This window comes from Streptomyces sp. NPDC055749 (genome assembly GCF_053617235.1).
Map to the genome: position 1 here is coordinate 142,754 of NZ_JBSHFH010000014.1, position 17,600 is coordinate 160,353.

19 protein-coding genes are annotated in these 17,600 nt (G+C 70.4%); 8 read left to right on the forward strand and 11 right to left on the reverse strand.

Annotation, left to right across the window (positions count from 1 at the left end; genetic code table 11):
- Positions 1 to 22 precede the first annotated feature (22 nt).
- Together ACWGO0_RS13695 and ACWGO0_RS13700 are read right to left on the reverse strand one after the other, a co-directional pair.
- Positions 23 to 1,237, reverse strand: coding sequence for an acyl-CoA dehydrogenase family protein (locus ACWGO0_RS13695; RefSeq protein ID WP_453532878.1), 1,215 nt, complete (start codon positions 1,235 to 1,237; stop codon positions 23 to 25).
- 8 nt (positions 1,238 to 1,245) lie between these two features.
- A complete protein-coding gene (locus ACWGO0_RS13700; RefSeq protein ID WP_453532881.1) occupies positions 1,246 to 2,268 on the reverse strand; it encodes a phosphotransferase family protein in 1,023 nt (340 codons plus the stop codon).
- 143 nt (positions 2,269 to 2,411) lie between these two features.
- Here ACWGO0_RS13700 and ACWGO0_RS13705 point away from each other — a divergent pair, with 143 nt between their 5' ends.
- The gene (locus ACWGO0_RS13705) at positions 2,412 to 3,701 is read left to right on the forward strand and encodes a glucarate dehydratase family protein (protein WP_453532884.1); all 1,290 of its coding nucleotides are present in this window, start codon (positions 2,412 to 2,414) and stop codon (positions 3,699 to 3,701) included.
- A 66-nt stretch (positions 3,702 to 3,767) separates the two neighbouring features.
- Complete coding sequence (locus ACWGO0_RS13710; RefSeq protein ID WP_453532886.1) at positions 3,768 to 4,703, forward strand: NADP-dependent oxidoreductase; 936 nt, start codon at positions 3,768 to 3,770, stop codon at positions 4,701 to 4,703.
- A gap of 22 nt (positions 4,704 to 4,725) precedes the next feature.
- Here ACWGO0_RS13710 and ACWGO0_RS13715 read toward each other — a convergent pair whose 3' ends face one another.
- Genes ACWGO0_RS13715 through ACWGO0_RS13735 form a run of 5 tightly spaced genes read right to left on the reverse strand, consistent with a single transcriptional unit; the run spans position 4,726 to position 7,465 of the window.
- Entirely contained in the window at positions 4,726 to 5,037 is a 312-nt protein-coding gene (locus tag ACWGO0_RS13715; RefSeq protein WP_453532889.1) for a DUF202 domain-containing protein, read from the reverse strand.
- Entirely contained in the window at positions 5,037 to 5,429 is a 393-nt protein-coding gene (locus ACWGO0_RS13720) for a YidH family protein (protein ID WP_453532892.1), read from the reverse strand. The genes ACWGO0_RS13715 and ACWGO0_RS13720 overlap by 1 nt, the downstream gene beginning before the upstream one ends.
- 45 nt (positions 5,430 to 5,474) lie before the next feature.
- Complete coding sequence (locus ACWGO0_RS13725; RefSeq protein WP_453532895.1) at positions 5,475 to 5,984, reverse strand: NUDIX domain-containing protein; 510 nt, start codon at positions 5,982 to 5,984, stop codon at positions 5,475 to 5,477.
- Between the two features lie 50 nt (positions 5,985 to 6,034).
- Positions 6,035 to 6,808 (reverse strand): glucose 1-dehydrogenase, encoded by a 774-nt coding sequence (locus tag ACWGO0_RS13730; RefSeq protein ID WP_453532898.1) that lies wholly within the window; start codon positions 6,806 to 6,808, stop codon positions 6,035 to 6,037.
- A 27-nt stretch (positions 6,809 to 6,835) separates the two neighbouring features.
- Positions 6,836 to 7,465 (reverse strand): TetR/AcrR family transcriptional regulator, encoded by a 630-nt coding sequence (locus ACWGO0_RS13735; RefSeq protein ID WP_453532901.1) that lies wholly within the window; start codon positions 7,463 to 7,465, stop codon positions 6,836 to 6,838.
- Positions 7,466 to 7,595: 130 nt separating this feature from the next.
- Between ACWGO0_RS13735 and ACWGO0_RS13740 the strand changes: the two genes are divergently transcribed.
- Entirely contained in the window at positions 7,596 to 9,251 is a 1,656-nt protein-coding gene (locus ACWGO0_RS13740; RefSeq protein ID WP_453532904.1) for an FAD-binding dehydrogenase, read from the forward strand.
- A 161-nt stretch (positions 9,252 to 9,412) separates the two neighbouring features.
- On the opposite strand, the gene ACWGO0_RS13745 is transcribed toward ACWGO0_RS13740, so the two are convergent.
- Positions 9,413 to 9,847: an ASCH domain-containing protein gene (locus ACWGO0_RS13745; RefSeq protein WP_453532907.1), complete on the reverse strand. Its 435-nt coding sequence runs from the start codon at positions 9,845 to 9,847 to the stop codon at positions 9,413 to 9,415.
- Between the two features lie 202 nt (positions 9,848 to 10,049).
- Between ACWGO0_RS13745 and ACWGO0_RS13750 the strand changes: the two genes are divergently transcribed.
- The 4 genes from ACWGO0_RS13750 to ACWGO0_RS13765 all read left to right on the forward strand — a co-directional run bounded on the left by ACWGO0_RS13750 (position 10,050) and on the right by ACWGO0_RS13765 (position 14,053).
- Positions 10,050 to 11,036 (forward strand): hypothetical protein, encoded by a 987-nt coding sequence (locus ACWGO0_RS13750; RefSeq protein WP_453532910.1) that lies wholly within the window; start codon positions 10,050 to 10,052, stop codon positions 11,034 to 11,036.
- A gap of 35 nt (positions 11,037 to 11,071) precedes the next feature.
- Positions 11,072 to 12,640: an APC family permease gene (locus tag ACWGO0_RS13755; RefSeq protein WP_453532972.1), complete on the forward strand. Its 1,569-nt coding sequence runs from the start codon at positions 11,072 to 11,074 to the stop codon at positions 12,638 to 12,640.
- A gap of 65 nt (positions 12,641 to 12,705) precedes the next feature.
- Complete coding sequence (locus ACWGO0_RS13760) at positions 12,706 to 13,440, forward strand: molybdopterin-dependent oxidoreductase (protein ID WP_453532974.1); 735 nt, start codon at positions 12,706 to 12,708, stop codon at positions 13,438 to 13,440.
- On the forward strand, positions 13,382 to 14,053 hold the full coding sequence (locus ACWGO0_RS13765) for a cytochrome b/b6 domain-containing protein (protein ID WP_453532913.1): 672 nt from the start codon (positions 13,382 to 13,384) through the stop codon (positions 14,051 to 14,053). The genes ACWGO0_RS13760 and ACWGO0_RS13765 overlap by 59 nt, the downstream gene beginning before the upstream one ends.
- Here the strand turns inward: ACWGO0_RS13765 and ACWGO0_RS13770 are convergent, their stop codons facing one another.
- Both ACWGO0_RS13770 and ACWGO0_RS13775 read right to left on the reverse strand, forming a co-directional pair.
- On the reverse strand, positions 14,054 to 15,451 hold the full coding sequence (locus tag ACWGO0_RS13770) for a GntT/GntP/DsdX family permease (RefSeq protein WP_453532916.1): 1,398 nt from the start codon (positions 15,449 to 15,451) through the stop codon (positions 14,054 to 14,056).
- 11 nt (positions 15,452 to 15,462) lie between these two features.
- Entirely contained in the window at positions 15,463 to 15,972 is a 510-nt protein-coding gene (locus ACWGO0_RS13775; RefSeq protein WP_453532918.1) for a gluconokinase, read from the reverse strand.
- Between the two features lie 130 nt (positions 15,973 to 16,102).
- Between ACWGO0_RS13775 and ACWGO0_RS13780 the strand changes: the two genes are divergently transcribed.
- Positions 16,103 to 16,804 carry a FadR/GntR family transcriptional regulator gene (locus ACWGO0_RS13780; protein WP_453532921.1) on the forward strand — a complete coding sequence of 234 codons (702 nt, stop codon included), beginning with the start codon at positions 16,103 to 16,105 and terminating at the stop codon, positions 16,802 to 16,804.
- A 28-nt stretch (positions 16,805 to 16,832) separates the two neighbouring features.
- Here ACWGO0_RS13780 and ACWGO0_RS13785 read toward each other — a convergent pair whose 3' ends face one another.
- Positions 16,833 to 17,582, reverse strand: coding sequence for a TetR/AcrR family transcriptional regulator (locus tag ACWGO0_RS13785; protein ID WP_453532924.1), 750 nt, complete (start codon positions 17,580 to 17,582; stop codon positions 16,833 to 16,835).
- Positions 17,583 to 17,600 lie beyond the last annotated feature (18 nt).

Consider the following 17,600-nt stretch of genomic DNA (forward strand, 5'->3'; position numbering starts at 1 on the left):
GCGCCTCCCCGAGCATTCGCGCCTACAGGTACTTCTTGATCTCGCGCCGCGCCAGCGAGCGCTGGTGCACCTCGTCCGGCCCGTCCGCCAGGCGCAGCGTCCGTGCCGCCGCCCACAGTTCGGCGAGCGGGAAGTCCTGGCTGACCCCGCCCGCGCCGTGCAGCTGCACCGCCTGGTCGAGGATGCCGACGACCGCGCGCGGGGTGGCGATCTTGATGGACTGGATCTCGGTGTGCGCCCCGCGGTTGCCCACGGTGTCCATCAGCCAGGCCGTCTTCAGGACCAGCAGCCGCAGCTGCTCCACCGTGACCCGGGCGTCCGCGATCCAGTTCTGTACGACGCCCTGCTGGGCGAGCGGCTTGCCGAAGGCCGTACGGGACACGGCCCGCCTGCACATCAGCTCGATGGCCCGCTCGGCCATGCCGATCAGCCGCATGCAGTGGTGGATCCGGCCCGGGCCCAGCCGCGCCTGGGCGATGGCGAAGCCGCCGCCCTCCTCGCCGACGAGGTTCGTCGCGGGTACCCGGACATCGTTGAACACGACCTCGGCGTGACCGCCGTGGTAGTGGTCCTCGTAGCCGTACACCTGCATGGCGCGGCGCACTTCGAGCCCCGGGGTGTCGCGCGGGACGAGGATCTGCGACTGCTGGCGGCGGATGTCGGCGCCGTCCGGGTCGCTCTTGCCCATCACGATGAAGATCTTGCAGTCCGGGTTCATCGCCCCGGAGATGTACCACTTGCGCCCGTTGATGACGTAGTCATCGCCGTCCCGCGTGATCCGGGTCTCGATGTTGGTCGCGTCCGACGACGCCACCTCGGGCTCGGTCATCGCGAACGCCGAGCGGATCTCCCCGGCGAGCAGCGGCTCCAGCCACTGCTTCTTCTGCTCGTCCGTGCCGAACTGGAAGAGCACCTCCATGTTCCCGGTGTCCGGCGCCGCGCAGTTCAGCGCGGTCGGCGCCAGCTGCGGGCTGCGGCCCAGGATCTCGGCGAGCGGGGCGTACTGGAGGTTGGTCAGCCCGGCCCCGTACCCGGCATCGGGAAGGAAGAGGTTCCACAGGCCCTGCCTGCGCGCCTCGGCCTTCAGGTCCTCGACGATCCGCGGGGTGTCCCACGGCGACGCGAGGTGCTCGCGCTGCTCCTCCGCGGTCTTCTCGGCCGGGTACACATGCTCGTCCATGAAGGTGAGCAGCTTGGCGCGCAGCTCTTCGGTACGGGCGTCGAATGCGAAGTCCATGGGGTAACTCAGCCTTCCTGGAGGGTGGTGAGACCGTGCGCGATGAAGACGGGGACGAGATCGCCGATGGCGTCGAAGCCGGCGCCGACGGTCTGGCCCAGGGTGTAGCGGTAGTGGATGCCCTCCAGGATCACGGCGAGCTTGAACCAGGCGAACGCCGTGTACCAGGAGATGGCGGAGGTGTCCCGGCCGGAGCGGGCGGCGTAGCGCTCGATCAGCTCCGCGGGCGTGGGGTGACCGGCGGCGCCGCTCGTGGTGGACACCGGGGACTCGGGCAGGCCGAGGTCGGAGCTGTACATCACCAGCAGACCGAGGTCGGTCAGCGGGTCGCCAAGCGTCGACATCTCCCAGTCCAGGACGGCCTTGATCTCGTCGTCCGGGCCGATCAGGACGTTGTCCAGGCGGTAGTCGCCGTGCACGACGGTCGCCGCGGGGGAGACGGGCAGCGCGCGGCCGAGCGCGGCGTGCAGCTCGTCGATCCCGGCGAGTTCGCGGTTGCGGGAGGCGTCCAGCTGCTTGCCCCAGCGGCGCAGCTGCCGGTCGAGGAAGCCCTCCGGACGGCCGAAGTCGCCGAGCCCGACGGACTCGGGGTCCACGGCGTGGAGGTCCACCAGGGTGTCGACGAGACCGAGGACCGCGGCCCGGGTGCGTGCGGCGCCGAGCGGAGCGAGCTGGTCGGCCGTGCGGAACGGGGTCCCCTCGACGTACTCCATGACGTAGAAGGGTGAGCCGATGACCGAGTCGTCCTCGCAGAGGAGCACCGGCTCCGGGACCGGCACGGCGGTCGGGTGCAGGGCGCTGATCACCCGGTGCTCACGCTTCATGTCGTGCGCGGTGGCCAGGACATGGCCGAGCGGCGGTCTGCGGACGACCCACCGGTGGGTGCCGTCGCTGACGATGTACGTGAGGTTCGAGCGCCCGCCCTCGATCAGCCGGGCTTCGAGCGGTCCGCTCACCAGCCCCGGCCGCTCGCGGTCGAGAAAGCCGCGCAGCAGGTCGGGGTCGAGACCTGGCGGGTGGACTGAGCTCATGGTGCGCACCTCCGGGGCGGTAGGACGATCGGTGACCATGATGCCGACCAGTCGGTATGTCGTCCAGTGAACTCCCGGAATCGGGCTGTGCGAACTACGGCCGGACTCTGGCGTCGAGTCCCATCCATGAATATGGTTCACGTATGGATACAGCGCTGCTGATCGACGAAGTCCGCCTCACTCCGATCCTGATAGCCGACCCGCCACTGCTCAACACCCAGGGCGTCCACCAGCCGTACACCCCGCGCCTCGTCGTGGAAGTCGTCACGCGCGGCGGCGTGACCGGCATCGGGGAGACCTACGGCGACGGCACGTACCTGGATCTGGCCCGGCCGCTCGCCCAGGCCCTGCCCGGCCGCCCGGTCAGCGATGTGAACGGGCTGTTCGCCCTCGCCGACGAGGTGTGCGGCGATTCACGGTCCGCCGACGAGCGGGTCGACGCGGGCGGTCTGCGCGGGGTCCAGACCGCGGACAAGCTGCGGCTCTCCGTCGTCGCCGGCTTCGAGGTCGCCTGCCTCGACGCGCTCGGCAAGACCCTCGGCCTGCCCGTGCACGCTCTGCTCGGCGGCAAGGTCCGCGACACCGTCGAGTACAGCGCCTATCTCTTCTACCGCTGGGCCGCCCACCCCGGGGAAGGGGAGACGGACGACTGGGGCGCGGCCCTGGACCCGGCCGGAGTCGTCGCCCAGGCTCGGCGCTTCGCCCGCGAGCACGGCTTCTCCTCCTTCAAGCTCAAGGGCGGCGTCTTCGAACCGGACCAGGAGATCGCCGCGATCCGGGCGCTCGCCGACGCGTTCCCCGGACAGCCGCTGCGCCTGGACCCCAACGGGGCCTGGTCCGTCGAGACCTCGCTGTACGTCGCGGACCAGCTGAAGGGCGTACTCGAATATCTGGAGGACCCGGCGAGCGGTACGGACGCCATGGCCGCCGTATCCGCCGGTACGGATGTGCCGCTGGCCACGAACATGTGTGTGACGACCCTCGCCGAACTTCCCGGGGCCTTCGCCCCTGACGCCGTCCAGGTAGTCCTGTCCGACCACCACTACTGGGGCGGGCTGCACCGCACCCGGGAGCTCGCCGCGATCTGCCGCACCTTCGGCGTCGGACTCTCCATGCACTCCAACACCCACCTGGGCATCAGCCTCGCCGCGATGACCCACGTCGCGGCCACCGTCCCCAACCTCGACTACGCCTGCGACAGCCACTACCCGTGGCAGACCGAGGACGTCGTCACCACCCGCCATGTCTTCGAGGACGGACGGCTGACGGTTTCCGATGCCCCGGGGCTCGGCGTCGAACTGGACCGCGAGCGCCTCGGCGTACTGCACAGGCGCTGGCTCGACGACGACGGCACGATGCGTGAGCGCGACGACGCGGCGGCCATGCGGAAGGCCGAGCCGGAGTGGACCCGGCCGTCGTTCCCACGCTGGTGAGAGCGGCGCGCGGACCGCTGCCCGGCCCGAGTTGCGGCGACCCTGACCTGCACCGATGGTCGGAGGATGAAGGCGATCAGCTACAGCAGGTACGGCTCGGCCGACGTCATGGAGTACGGCGAGCTGCCGGACCCCAAGGTCGGCCCCGACTCGGTGCTGGTCAAGGTGCGCGCCGCGTCCGTCAACCCCGTCGACTGGAAGGCCCGCGAAGGCTACCTCCAGGGCGGGATCGAGGCCGTCTTCCCGGTGATTCCCGGCTGGGACGTCTCCGGAGTGGTCGTCCAACCCGGCGTCGCCGTCGACGAGTTCGCGGTCGGCGACGAGGTCATCGGATACGTACGGGAGGACTTCCTCTCCCGCGGTACGTTCGCCGAGTACGTCGCCGCACCCGTGCGCACCCTGGCCCGCAAGCCGCTCAGTCTGAGCTTCGAGGAGGCGGCGGGACTGCCGCTGACCGGCCTCACCGCCTACCAGGTGCTGCACCGCACGCTCAAGGTCCGCGGCGGGGAGACCGTGCTCGTCCACGCGGCGGCCGGCGGCGTCGGCTCGATGGCGGTGCAGCTCGCCCGGCACCTGGGCTGCCGGGTCATCGGCACGGCCGGCCCCCACAACCACGACCATGTGCGGCAGCTGGGCGCGGAACCCGTCGAGTACGGCGAAGGGCTCGCGGACCGGCTGCGGGCCCTGGTGCCCGAGGGCTTCGACGCGGCCTTCGACACCATCGGCGGCGAAGCCCTGCCGGCCTCGGCCGACACGCTCAAACCCGACGGCAGGCTCGCCTCCATCGCGGACGCCGAGGTCCTCGCGTACGGCGGCAAGTACGCCTTCGTACGGCCCGACGCCACGGACCTGACGCACCTCGCCGAGCTGGCCGAGCAGGGCATAGTCAGGGTCCATGTGGACCGGGTGTTCCCGCTGGAACTGGCCGCGGACGCCTACCGGCTCAACGAGGAGGGCCGCACCCGCGGCAAGATCGTCGTCGCCGTGGAATGGGAGACCTGAGCGCGCCCGCTTGCCCCTGCCTTCAGAACAGCATCGCCGCGGCGAACACCGCCAGCGCGACCGTGCACGCCGCCGACATCAGCGCGCTGCGCGACGACATCGCCTGCGGTCTGGCCGTGACCAGGGCCGTCACCCGCAGATGAGCCACCCGCAGAAAGCCCAGCCAGGCCAGCACGCTCAGCGCCACGGCGATCACCGCCGCCGGGCTCGTCCCTTCGTGCAGCGCCTGGCGTCCCGCCAGGACGGCCACCACCGTGCAGGACAGGGTGGTGCGGCGCCAGGCCAGCCTGGTCCGTTCCGGCTGGAGGCCGGGGTCGCGCTCGGCGTCGGACATCAGGAGTCCCAGCCGAACAGGACCACCACCACCATCGCCAGGGCGACGGCGGCGACCGCGAGACTCAGCAGGGTCGGGAAGCGGGACACCGGCAGATCCTCGCCGCGGCGCATGGCCCGCTCGCACCGGACCCAGTGGTTCACCGCGCGCAGCGCGCACAGCACACCCGAGGCGAGCAGGGCGAGCGCCAGAAACGTCCGCACGCCCCAGGCCAGATCCGGGAGGAACTGGTCGACGGCGAAACCTCCGCCGATCAGCGCGAGAGCCGTACGGAGCCAGGCGAGGAAGGTGCGCTCGTTGGCGAGGGAGAAGCGGTAGTCGGGGGTGTCGCCCTCTTCGCGGATCCGCTGCGGCGCGAACCACAGTCGAAGACCCTGCACAAAGTCGTTCACGTCGAGAACCCTATCTGCCGGTATGCGGCGTTCTGCCGGTCGGACTCAGCGCGCCCGGAAGTCCCTCAGCCGCCGGTACGTCTCCAGCCCGTCAGGCACCCACGTCCAGTCGCCGAGCCGCTGTTCCAGCTCGGCGTCCGTGAGGAAGGTGTGCCAGGCGACCTCCTCCACCTGCGGACGCACCGGCAGCTCGCACCGTACCTGGTAGACGTACGACCACCAGGTGTGGTGGCCGCCCTCGTACAGGAACTTGAAGAGCGGTTCGGGGCGGGGGAGTCCGCCGACCCCCAGCTCCTCCTCGGCCTCGCGCAGTGCCGCTTCGTCGTAGGACTCGCCCGCGCCCACGACCCCGCCGACGAACATGTCGTAGTGCGAGGGGAAGACCAGCTTGGTGGCGGTCCTGCGGTGCACGAACAGCCGGCCGTCCGCGTCCCGCGCCTCGATGAAGACGCAGCGGTGACGCAGGCCCCGCGCGGTCGCGTCGCCGCGCGGGGCCTGCCCGACGACCTCGTCGTTCTCGTCGACGATGTCCAGGATCTCGTCAGCAGCAGTCATGCCGCCCATCCAACATCACGCCACGGACACCGGTCACCGACGGGCTGCGACTACTGGCCCATGACGTACTTGACGGTCGGGCCGGTGGTCCAGCCGCCGTCGACGGCGAGTTCGGCGCCCGTGATGTACGAAGCGGCGTCCGAGAGCAGGAAGACCACGGCCTCCCCGATCTCCGGGGCCTCGCCGACCCGGCCCATCGGGGTGTTCGGGTAGCCGCCCTCGCCCTGCTGGATGCCGAGGGCGGCGGTCATCGGGGTGTAGATCATGCCGGGGTGGACGGAGTTCACCCGGACCCTGTCCGTGCCGAGCTCCACCGCTCCGATCTTGGTCAGCCCGCGTACGCCCCACTTGGAGGCGCCGTAGCTGGAGGTCAGGCCGAGGCCCATGAGACCGGCGGCCGAGGAGATGTTGACGATCGAACCGCCGCCGTTCGCCTTCATCACCGGGATCACGGTCTTCATGCCGATGAAGACCGCTGTGAGGTTGATGTCGATGACCTTGCGGAAGTGCTCCACGGTCTCGGTCTCCAGCGGCTGACCGGTCGATATCCCCGCGTTGTTCACCAGTCCGTCGATCCGGCCGAACTCGGCGAGCGTGAACTCGGCGACGCGCTGCCAGTCCTCCTCGGACGTCACGTCGTGGTGCTGGAAGCGGGCCTTCGCGCCGAGCGCCGCCGCGGTGGCCGCGCCCTCCTCGTCGAGCACATCGGTGATCACCACGTTGGCGCCGCCCGCGACGGCGAGGCGGGCGGCCTCGGCGCCGAGGCCGCGGGCGCCGCCGGTGATGACGACGGTCTTGCCGGTGAGGTCGGTCTTGTCGCTCATGAATATGTCCTTACGTATGTAAGTGGATCAGGTGTCGCGGCCCACGGGGGCGAGCAGAAACGCGGTGGTGGTCTCGACGAGATCGGCGCGGAAGAGTCCCTCGCCGGTCAGCGGCTCGGTGCCGTCGAGGTACTGGCGGGCACGGTCGGCCATCGCCGCGCCGATCAGGGTGAGCGCCAGATCGAGCCGCTCGAGCCGTACGGGCCGGGGGAGGGCGTCCAGGCAGTCGCCTATCCGGCCTATCAGCCGCCCGTAGGCGGTGGCGTCCAGCGCCGGGTGCGGGACTCCCGTACGCAGCCCTGTCTCATGAGTGAGCTGAGCCGAGACGCGCAGACAGCGCCGGCCCCGGTCGTCGGACAGCAGACCGGCCTCGGAGGTCACCAGCGCGGTCAGCAGCTCCCGTACGCCGGCGTCCTCGGCCAGCTCCGCCAGGAGCGGGGCCAGCACCTGTTCGGCGCGCTCCTGCCGGCCCGCCATCACGGCGTCGAGCAGCCCGGCGCGTGAGCCGAAGTGGTACTGCACGGCGGACGGGTTGCTCTGTCCGGCCAGCCGCACGATGTCCCGTATCTGGGCACCGTCGATCCCCTGAGCCGCGAAGAGCTCCTCGGCGGCGCGGAGCAGTTTGTCCCTGGTGTCGGTTCCTGACGTTCTCGCCACGACTCCAATGTAATGCTGCCCATTATTAATAATCCAGCACTGTGGGACGGAAGGTGCCGGACGGTTGACGTGGCAGCGGCCCGTACCCAAGATCTGACGCACGAGTAACTTCGTGACAAGGACGGAACCCATGGCGTACGACGCTGATGTGATCGTGATCGGGGCAGGGCTCGCGGGTCTGGTGGCCACCGCCGAGCTCGTCGACGCGGGACGTTCGGTGATCCTGCTCGACCAGGAACCCGAGCAGTCCATCGGCGGTCAGGCGCACTGGTCCTTCGGTGGCCTCTTCCTAGTCGACTCGCCCGAGCAGCGCCGGATGCGGATCAAGGACAGCCACGAGCTGGCCCTCCAGGACTGGTACGGCACGGCGGGCTTCGACCGCAAGGAGGACGACTGGCCACGGAAGTGGGCCGAGGCGTACGTCGACTTCGCGGCCGGCGAGAAGCGGTCCTGGCTGCACGCCCAGGGCATGCGGTTCTTCCCCGTCGTGGGCTGGGCGGAACGCGGCGGATACGACGCCACGGGCCACGGCAATTCCGTCCCCCGCTTCCACATCACCTGGGGTACGGGCCCCGGTGTCGTCGCCCCCTTCGAGCGCCGGGTGCGCGAAGGCGTCGCCAAGGGCCTCGTCCGCTTCGCCTTCCGCCACCGGGTCACCGGTCTCGGCCGCTCGACGGGGACGGTCGACACGGTCACCGGCGAGATCCTCGAACCGAGCAGCGCCGAACGAGGCACCGCGAGCAGCCGCGAGGCCACCGGCACCTTCGAACTGAAGGCCCAGGCGGTGATCGTCACCTCAGGCGGCATCGGCGGCAACCACGATCTCGTACGGTCGCAGTGGCCCGAGCGGCTCGGCACCCCGCCCGAGAAGATGCTCTCCGGGGTCCCCGCCCACGTCGACGGCCTGATGCTCGGCATCGCGGAGGACGCGGGCGCGCACCACATCAACCGCGACCGGATGTGGCACTACACCGAAGGCATCGAGAACTGGAACCCGATCTGGGCCAGGCACGGCATCCGGATCCTCCCCGGCCCCTCGTCCCTCTGGCTGGACGCCCGCGGCAAGCGGCTCCCCGTGCCCCTCTTCCCCGGCTTCGACACGCTAGGCACCCTCGACCACATCATGAAGTCGGGATACGGCTACACCTGGTTCGTCCTCGACCAGCGGATCATCGGCAAGGAGTTCGCGCTCTCCGGCTCCGAGCAGAACCCGGACCTCACCGGCAAGTCGATCCGCGACGTGATCGGCCGGGCGCGCGCCGATGTGCCGGCGCCCGTCAAGGCGTTCATGGACAACGGCGTGGACTTCGTCGTCGAGAACGATCTCGGCGCCCTCGTACGCGGGATGAACGCCCTGACCGGCGACACCCTCATCGACGAGGACGAACTGCGCCGCGAGATCACCGCGCGCGACCGGGAGATCGCCAACCCCTTCACCAAGGACCTCCAGGTCACGGCGATCCACGGGGCCCGCGCCTACCTCGGCGACAAACTGATCCGTACGGCGAAGCCGCACCGCATCCTGGACCCCAAGGCGGGCCCGCTGATCGCGGTGCGCCTCAACATCCTCACCCGCAAGTCGCTGGGCGGCCTTGAGACGGACCTGTCCTCGCGCGTACTCACCACGGACGGCACCCCGCTGCCCGGGGTGTACGCGGCGGGGGAGGCGGCTGGCTTCGGCGGCGGCGGGGTCCACGGCTACCGCTCACTCGAAGGGACGTTCCTCGGCGGCTGCATCTTCTCGGGCCGTGCGGCGGGCCGGGCGGCGGCGGAGGCGGTGGGCTAGGGGAGAGCACCTTCAGCCTCTCCGCCCCACTCAGCCCCTCAGCAGCTACCCCTTCCAGCCCCTCCGGCGTTTGAGGAGCGGGGTCCGGGGCGGAGCCCCGGTTTCGGGAAGGGGCGGGTAGGGGAACAGGCCCCGCACCCCCCCCCCCCCACCCCCCCCGCTCACCCCACCGGACCCCGAACCTCCACCACCCGAAACCGTTCGGCCACGATCATCGTGTCGTCGGAGACGGTGAACTCCGGGTCGCCCAGCGCCTCCCGCATCTCGTCGCTGTGCCAGAACCGCTCGTGCGAGGCCCGCCACTCCGCGACCGTCGTGTAGCCCTCGCCCTCGTCCACCGCGTGCTGGAGTCCGACATCGCCGAGCCGCACCACACGGACATCCGTCACCTCGACCACCGCGACCTCCCGGCCGTCCGAGTCGATCAGGGCGGAGCGCTCACCCACCGGCGGCAGCTCCTCCTTCTCCACCTCGTATTCGGCCAGCAGACCGGACGTGGACACCTTCGCACCGGCGAGCACCGCGGCGACCAACTGATCGCGCAGCGGCCCCGGGAAGACGAAGAGGAGCGGTTTGAGAGCTTCACGATTCTCCATCGAGCCAGTGTGGCACGCGTCACTCCGCGCACCCCCGGCACCCTCGGTGAGCTGCGCAAACCTCCCCCGACCCGGACGCCCCCAGCCAACTGTGGCGGAAGTGAGAGGAGTTGGAGAAGGTCCGCCCTTGACTCGGAGCGTTCCCTGCCGCTTTGCTGTGCGCGATCATTTGCTCGCACATCGCGTCGAAAGAAGCCTGCGGATGTCCCCGCCTCCGCCGCCCCTGGGCCGCTCCCGTCGAAGGGGCGGTCGCTCGGACCACCCCTTCGACCCGGCTCTCGACGACAGCGAACTCGTTGAAGTGCGAGGTCAGTTCGAGCAGGGCCGGTGGACCAGGGTGCGGACCCTCCTCGCCGCGACCGGCACCGACTGGGACCGCAGGGGCCACCGCGTCGTCGCTCTCGCCGATGCACCCACCGCCCTCGGCTGGGCCGGTGACTGGCTCATCGCCGAACCCGACAGCACCGACGCCACCACGCTCCTCGCCTGTGCCGCGGTCGCCCGCGCCCTGCGCCCCAAGGCCCCCGCCGATGCCTTCGACCGGGCCCGCGAGGCATGCCTGACCGCCACCCGGCTCGACCCCGCCGACCCGACCCCCTGGCTGGCCCTCCTCATGCTCGACGGCGCACGCGGCTCGCTGGGAGCGGACGGGGCGCGCGAGGAGGCCGCCCGGCACTTCGAGGAGATCCGCGCCCGCCACCCCGAACACCACCAGGCACACCACCTGATGACCGCCCAGCTCGCCGAATACCACCCCGAAAGCGGCCAGGACCCCCTGCACGAGGTCTACGACTTCGCCGCCTGGGCCGCCGAACAGGCCCCCGCGGACTCACCGCTCGCCGTGCTCCCCGTCGTCGCGCACGCCGAGCGCTACCGCGTCCTCGTCGCAGCGGGCAGCGAGTCCGGCGACCCGGCAGGCTCCGGGCACTGGTCCGGACGGCGGGCCAGACAGGTCATGAAGGCCGCCTTCGACTGGTGGCTGGAGTGGGAGCGCGAGGACCACCCCCGCCACCGCGCCGACCTCAACTTCCTCGCCCACGCCAAGGTGTGCGAAGGCCGGCCCGCCGAGGCCGCCGCCCTCTTCCACCGCATCGGCCCGCACGTCACCGCGGCTCCCTGGTCGTACTCCGGCCGCGATCCGTACACCGAGTTTCTCGCCGCGCGCCGCTTCGCGCTCGGCGCCCCGTGACCCGCTTCGCACTCAACGAAGGGACCAACCCCGCCATGTCGACGGGCAGTTCAGATACGAGACGGGCCGGCACCGCAACGGTGACCGGCGACACCGGCGGGATCAACACCTACAAGGGCGAGGAGCGCGCACTGCGCGCCGACCGGCTCGGCACCCCGGGGCTGCTGCTCTCGGTCCTCGCCGCCAGCGCCCCGCTGATGGTCGTCGCCGGTGTGATGCCCACGGTCTTCGGCGTGATGGGGATCGTCGGCCAGCCCCTGCTCTACGTCATCCTCGGCATCGTCCTCATGCTGTTCAGCGTCGGCTACGCGGAGATGAGCCGGCATGTGCACAACGCCGGTGCCTTCTACGCGTACATCGCGCGCGGGCTCGGCCCGACGGCCGGTGCCGGCGCCTCGCTCGTCGCCCTGGTCGCGTACAGCGCCATGCAGGTCGGCATCTACGGCATCCTCGGCTTCGAGGTCTCCGGGCTCTTCGCCACCTATCTGGACATCGAGATGAGCTGGTGGATACCGGCCCTCGTCGCCGTCGTGGTCGTCGGCGCCCTCGGCTGGCTCAAGATCGACCTCAACGCCAAGGTGCTCGGCGTACTCCTGGTCGTCGAATGCGCCCTCGTCGTGATCTTCGACATCGCCGCCGTCAGCCAGCCGGGCCCCGAGGGCCTGTCCTTCCAGGCGTTCAACCCCGACACCCTCACCGGCGCGGGACTCGGCACCGCGCTCTGCTTCTGCATCGCGGCGTTCGTCGGCTTCGAACAGGCCCCCGTCTACGCCGAGGAGACCAGCCGCCCGCAGATCGTCGTGTCCCGTGTGATGTTCATGGCCGTCGGGTACGCCGCCCTGTTCCTCGCCGTCAGCTCCTGGGCGCTGACCGTCGCGACCGGTCCCGGCTTCATCGCGGACACCTCGCTCAAGGAGGGCCCGGGGATGCTCTTCGGTCTGACCGAGGCGCGTCTCGGCTCCACATTCACCGACGTACTCCACGTCCTCTTCGTCACCGGCATGTTCGCCGCGCTCCTCAGCTTCCACAACGTCGTCGCCCGCTACGCGTTCGCGATGGGCCGCGAGGGCCTGCTGCCCGGCGCCTTCGGCCGTACGAACAAGGCCAGCGGCGCCCCGGCCACCGGCTCGCTGCTCCAGTCCGTCCTCTCCTTCGTCGTCGTGCTGGCCTTCGCCCTCACCGACGACAACCCGGTCGGCGACCCCACCGCACCGGTGCTGAACCTGTTCACCTGGATGGGCAACGTCGGCGCGCTCGGCGTCATCCTGCTGATGGCCGCCGCCTCCTTCGCCGTCATCGCCTTCTTCGTGAAGCGGGGCGCCGGCCGGGCGCAGGCGCCCCGCCTGGTGGCCTCAGGACTGGCCGGCCTCGCCCTGCTGGCCATCGCCTTCCTCACCGTCAAGGACTTCGACGTGCTGGTCGGCTCGGGTCCCGGATCGGTCCTCAACTGGGTGCTGCCCGGCATCATCGGCGTCGCGCTCGCAGGCGGCCTGGTGTACGGCGCGGTGCTGCGCTCCACCAAGCCGGAGGTGCACGCCAGGATCGGCCTCGGCAACGAGGCGTTCCAGCTGGAGAAGGCCGCCGAGGCCGACTCCGAGCGCTGAGGACGTTCTTACCGAACAGTGACGGACACCCGCGGCCCCTGGTGACAGCAGGCCGCGGGTGTTCTATTGGGGGCGTGAACACTCGCCCTCCCGATGCCGAAGGCCCGCCCGTCGGCCGCCGTCTGATCCTTGCCGTGCTCGGCGCGGGCGCGGCGGCGGTGGTGGCCGCGCCCGCGCTCCAGCGGGCCATGGAGACCGGCCTCGGCGCGGTCGCGGACAAGGACCCCACCGGTCTGACCGGACTGCTGCCCAACGGCGGTGGGTTCCGCTACTACTCCGTGGCCTCGTCCGTACCGAAGAAGAGCGCCGCCGACTACCGCCTCACCGTGGACGGCCTGGTCGACCGCCCGGCCACGTACACACTGGACTCCCTCAAGGCGCTGCCGCAGACCCGCATGGTCCGCGACGTCCAGTGCGTGACCGGCTGGCGGGTCCCCGAGACCCCCTTCGAGGGCGTACGGCTCTCGGCCCTGCTGGACGCGGCCGGTGTACGGCCCGGCGCGAAAGCCATCCGCTTCACCTGCTTCGACGGCGCCTACAGCGAAAGCCTCACGCTGGAGCAGGCGAGGCGCGACGACGTACTGGTCGCGCTCCGGATGCAGGACCGGCCGCTCAGCCACTCCCACGGCGGGCCGGTCCGGCTGTACGTGGCCCCCATGTACTTCTACAAGTCGGCGAAATGGCTCTCGGGGATCACCGTTACCGATTCCGTGCGCCCCGGATACTGGGAGGAGCTCGGATATGACATCGACGCCTGGGTCGGCCGGTCCAACGGCCGCGACGACGCACCCACCGTCTGAACCCTCCGCGCGCGTCGCCCGGTTCACCCCGGCGCAGCGCTGGACGCACCGCACCACGGCCTGGCTGACGCTCCTGTGCGTGGCGACGGCCGCCTGTCTGTACGTGCCCCAGCTCGCCGAACTCGTCGGACGCCGCCACCTCGTGGTCACCGTCCACGAGTGGTCCGGGCTGCTCATCCCCGTACCGCTGCTCGCCGGCCTCGCCTCACGGGCGCTGCGTGCCGATCTCTCCCGGCTCAACCGCTTCGCGCCGTACGACAGGCAGTGGCTGCGCGCGGCCCTGCGCCGCGACCACCGGGCCGCCTCCCGGCCCGCCGGGAAGTTCAACGCGGGCCAGAAGCTCTACGCCGCCTGGATCGCGGGCGCCGTGCTCGTGATGCTCGGCACCGGGCTGCTGATGTGGTTCACCGGCCTCGCTCCGCTGGTGTGGCGTACGAGCGCGACGTTCGTGCACGACTGGCTGGCACTGGCGATCGGCATCGTGCTGGCCGGGCACATGGCGAAGGCGCTCGCCGACCCGGAGGCACGCCGTGGCATGCGTACCGGGTCGGTCGAGCGCCAGTGGGCCGACCGGGAGCACCCGCACTGGCGGGACCCCGAAGACAGGCCGTAGCTACAACACGAGCGACAGCAGCAGGATGAAGCCGAGCCCGACGACGGAGATGATCGTCTCCATCACCGACCAGGTCTTGATCGTCTGGCCGACGTCCATACCGAAGTACTCCTTCACCAGCCAGAACCCGGCGTCGTTGACGTGGCTGAAGAAGAGCGAACCCGCGCCGATGGCGAGGACGAGCAGCGCCGCGTGGGAGGTCGACATGTCGGCTGCCAGCGGGGCGACCAGACCGGCCGCCGAGATCGTGGCCACCGTGGCCGAACCCGTCGCGAGGCGGATGGCGACGGCGATCAGCCAGCCGAGCAGCAGGGCGGGGATCGACCAGTTCTCGGAGAACTCCAGGATCATCTGGCCGACACCGGCGTCGATGAGCGTGGTCTTGAAGCCGCCGCCCGCACCGACGATCAGCAGCACACCGGCGATCGGCGCGAGGGACTTCTCGACGGTGGTGGAGAGGCGCGCCTTGGTGAATCCGGCGGCCCGGCCCAGCGTGAACATTCCGAGGATCACGGCGGCGAGCAGCGCGATGAGCGGCGAACCGATCACGTCGGTGACCCGCTGGACGTTGTTCTCCGGGTTGTCCACGACGATGTCGACGAAGGCCTTGACCAGCATCAGCACGACGGGCAGGAGCACGGTCGCCAGCGTGGCACCGAAGCCGGGACGGCGCTCCAGGTCCTCGGAGGGGCGCTGGGGGATCATCTTCTCGGGGGCCTGGATGTCGACCCAGCGGGCCGCGTAACGGGAGAAGAGCGGGCCCGCGATGATCACCGTGGGGATCGCGACGAGCACGCCGAGAGCCAGGGTGACACCCAGGTTGGCGTCAAGGGCGTCGATGGCGACCAGCGGACCGGGGTGCGGCGGAATCAGCCCGTGCATCACGGAGAGTCCGGCGAGCGCCGGGATACCGATCCGCATCAGGGAGTAGTTGCCGCGCTTGGCGACCAGCAGCACCACCGGGATCAGCAGCACGATGCCGACCTCGAAGAACAGCGGCAGCCCGATGATCGAGGCGATCAGCACCATCGCCCAGGGCATGGCACGCCCGCTCGCCTTCGCGAGGATCGTGTCGACGATCTGGTCGGCGCCGCCGGAATCGGCGAGCAGCTTGCCCAGGATCGCGCCGAGCGCGATGAGCACACCGACACTGGCCACGGTCGAGCCGAGGCCGGTGGAGAAGCTGGTGATCGTCTTGTCCAGCGGAGCCCCGGCGAAGGCGCCGAGCGCCAGCGAGCCGATGGTCAGCGCCAGGAATGCGTGCACCTTGAACTTGGTGATGAGCAGAACGATGAGCGCGATGCCCGCCAGGACTGCGATGCCCAACTGCGCGTTGCCTGCCGAAGTGATCGGTTCGACGGCGTCCGCTGCCAGCATCTCGACGCTGAGACTGGTCACGGTGAGGATCCTTAGCTATCGAGCCGGCGCAACGCGGCGACGGCTCGGTCGGATATTTCTTCGGGGGTGCCGGACACGTCGACAGAGACGCCCACTTCGTCCTCCTGCAAGGGCTGCAGGGTGGTGAACTGCGAATCGAGCAGCGCGGTCGGCATGAAGTGGCCCTTGCGGTCCGCCATCCGGCGCTCGATGAGGTCCCGGTCGCCGGTCAGGTGGAGGAAGACGGCACCGGGAGCCTCCGCCCGCAGGCGGTCGCGGTAGGAGCGCTTGAGCGCCGAGCTGCTGACGACTCCGCCGAGACCGGCCCGGCTGTGCGCCCACTGCCCGATCGCGTCGAGCCAGGGCCAACGGTCCGCGTCGTCCAGCGGGGTACCGGCCGACATCTTGGCGATGTTCGCAGCGGGATGGAAGTCGTCGCCCTCGGCGTACGGAACGCCGAGTTCGGCGGCGAGCAGAGGTCCGATCGTGGTCTTGCCGGTCCCTGCTACGCCCATCACCACGACGACGTGGGGGGTGCTCATTGGTGCCTCGCTGTCTTCTTCGACATCGGTCCGTCGCGCTACTGAAACCTATACGTACGACTTATTCAAGATGCTGTGACATAAACGTCGTACTTTTTGTTCCCGAACTGTGCCCCGTAGGCTTGTGGCCATGACCACACAGGGCCAGGGGCTGCATACACACGTGCTGGACACCCTGGGTCTGGAGATCGCCGCAGGGGAGTTCCCGCCCGGCAGCGTGCTGCGCACGGACGAGCTGGCCCAGCGCTTCGAGGTCTCCCGCACGGTCGTACGCGAAGTGGTCCGCGTCCTCGAATCCATGCACCTCGTCGAGTCCCGGCGCCGCGTCGGTGTGACCGTACGGCCCACCGAGGCGTGGAACGTCTACGACCCGCAGGTCATCCGTTGGCGGCTGGCGGGCTCCGACCGCCCGCGCCAGCTGCGCTCACTCACCGTCCTGCGCTCGGCGATCGAACCGGTCGCCGCGGGCCTGGCCGCGACCCACGCCACCCCGGAACAGTGCGCGGCCCTCACGGAGTGCGCCCTCGGCATGGTCGCCACCTCGCGCGGCCAGCAGCTCGAGGGCTATCTGCGGCACGACATCGCGTTCCACCGGATCGTGCTCAACGCCTCGGGCAACGAGATGTTCGCGCGGCTCGGCGACGTCGTGGCCGAGGTCCTGGCGGGCCGCACCCACCACCAGGTGATGTTCGAGGACCCCGACCCGGCCGCCGTCACCCTCCACGTACGCCTGGCCGAAGCGGTCCGCGAGGGCGACCCGGAGGCCGCGGAACGCCTGACGAAGGAGATCGCGGTGGGCGCACTCCACGAGCTGGACGTACTCGCGCCCTGACCTCCTGCCCTCAGTCGCCCCCATAGCCTTAAGGGCATGGGAGGGGCCCCCTCGGCAGGTTCGATCGTTCACGCACATGCGCCAACCGCCCCGCAGCCGCCGCCAGCACCATCTCCAGCGCCGCCGGATACCCGCTGCGGTCCATCTCGGCCACCAGCACCCCCGCCGTCGCCGCGATATGCGGATGCGTCTCCGCCGGCGCCTGCGCGTACGTCTCACGCCACGTCCGTACCTCCAGCTCCTGGGCCCGCACCGGCAGCACCAGAGTCGACGCGTCCAGCGCGGCGAACGACAGCGTCTGGTCGACGAACACGTGGTAGATCCGCACCGCCTCCGCATCCGGGAATCCCGCCCCGCGCAGCACCCCGAGAATCGCGTCCACCGACCGCATCTCGTGCGTCCGCCCGGTCACCCGTGCACAGGCCAGCATCGCCGCCTGCGGATGCGCCATGTATTCCGCGTGCATGCTCAGCCCCAGCGCCCGGAGATCGGCACGCCAGTCCCCGGTGGGACGCCACCTGTTCAACGTACGGCCGATCAACTCGTCGGCCACCGCCAGCAACAGCTCGTCCGTGTCCCTGAAGTACCGGTACACGGCGCTCGGATCACACCCCAGCGCCGCGCCGAGCCGGCGTACCGTCAGCGCCGCCGCCCCGTGCTCGCCGATCAGCCGCAGCGTCGTCTCCACGATGAGCTGCTCCGACAGCACCGTCCCCTGCTTGGTGGGACGCCTGCGCCGCCGCGCTCCCTCCGGCACCACCCGCTCACTCGCGCTCATGGCCCGCACCTTATGACA

Coding starts and splice junctions, on each gene's coding strand:
- ACWGO0_RS13695 (WP_453532878.1), bottom strand. CDS start 1,237: ATGGACTTCGCATTCGACGCCCGTACCGAAGAGCTGCGCGCCAAGCTG.
- ACWGO0_RS13700 (WP_453532881.1), bottom strand. CDS start 2,268: ATGAGCTCAGTCCACCCGCCAGGTCTCGACCCCGACCTGCTGCGCGGC.
- ACWGO0_RS13705 (WP_453532884.1), top strand. CDS start 2,412: ATGGATACAGCGCTGCTGATCGACGAAGTCCGCCTCACTCCGATCCTG.
- ACWGO0_RS13710 (WP_453532886.1), top strand. CDS start 3,768: ATGAAGGCGATCAGCTACAGCAGGTACGGCTCGGCCGACGTCATGGAG.
- ACWGO0_RS13715 (WP_453532889.1), bottom strand. CDS start 5,037: ATGTCCGACGCCGAGCGCGACCCCGGCCTCCAGCCGGAACGGACCAGG.
- ACWGO0_RS13725 (WP_453532895.1), bottom strand. CDS start 5,984: ATGACTGCTGCTGACGAGATCCTGGACATCGTCGACGAGAACGACGAG.
- ACWGO0_RS13730 (WP_453532898.1), bottom strand. CDS start 6,808: ATGAGCGACAAGACCGACCTCACCGGCAAGACCGTCGTCATCACCGGC.
- ACWGO0_RS13740 (WP_453532904.1), top strand. CDS start 7,596: ATGGCGTACGACGCTGATGTGATCGTGATCGGGGCAGGGCTCGCGGGT.
- ACWGO0_RS13745 (WP_453532907.1), bottom strand. CDS start 9,847: ATGGAGAATCGTGAAGCTCTCAAACCGCTCCTCTTCGTCTTCCCGGGG.
- ACWGO0_RS13750 (WP_453532910.1), top strand. CDS start 10,050: ATGTCCCCGCCTCCGCCGCCCCTGGGCCGCTCCCGTCGAAGGGGCGGT.
- ACWGO0_RS13755 (WP_453532972.1), top strand. CDS start 11,072: ATGTCGACGGGCAGTTCAGATACGAGACGGGCCGGCACCGCAACGGTG.
- ACWGO0_RS13765 (WP_453532913.1), top strand. CDS start 13,382: ATGACATCGACGCCTGGGTCGGCCGGTCCAACGGCCGCGACGACGCAC.
- ACWGO0_RS13775 (WP_453532918.1), bottom strand. CDS start 15,972: ATGAGCACCCCCCACGTCGTCGTGGTGATGGGCGTAGCAGGGACCGGC.
- ACWGO0_RS13780 (WP_453532921.1), top strand. CDS start 16,103: ATGACCACACAGGGCCAGGGGCTGCATACACACGTGCTGGACACCCTG.
- ACWGO0_RS13785 (WP_453532924.1), bottom strand. CDS start 17,582: ATGAGCGCGAGTGAGCGGGTGGTGCCGGAGGGAGCGCGGCGGCGCAGG.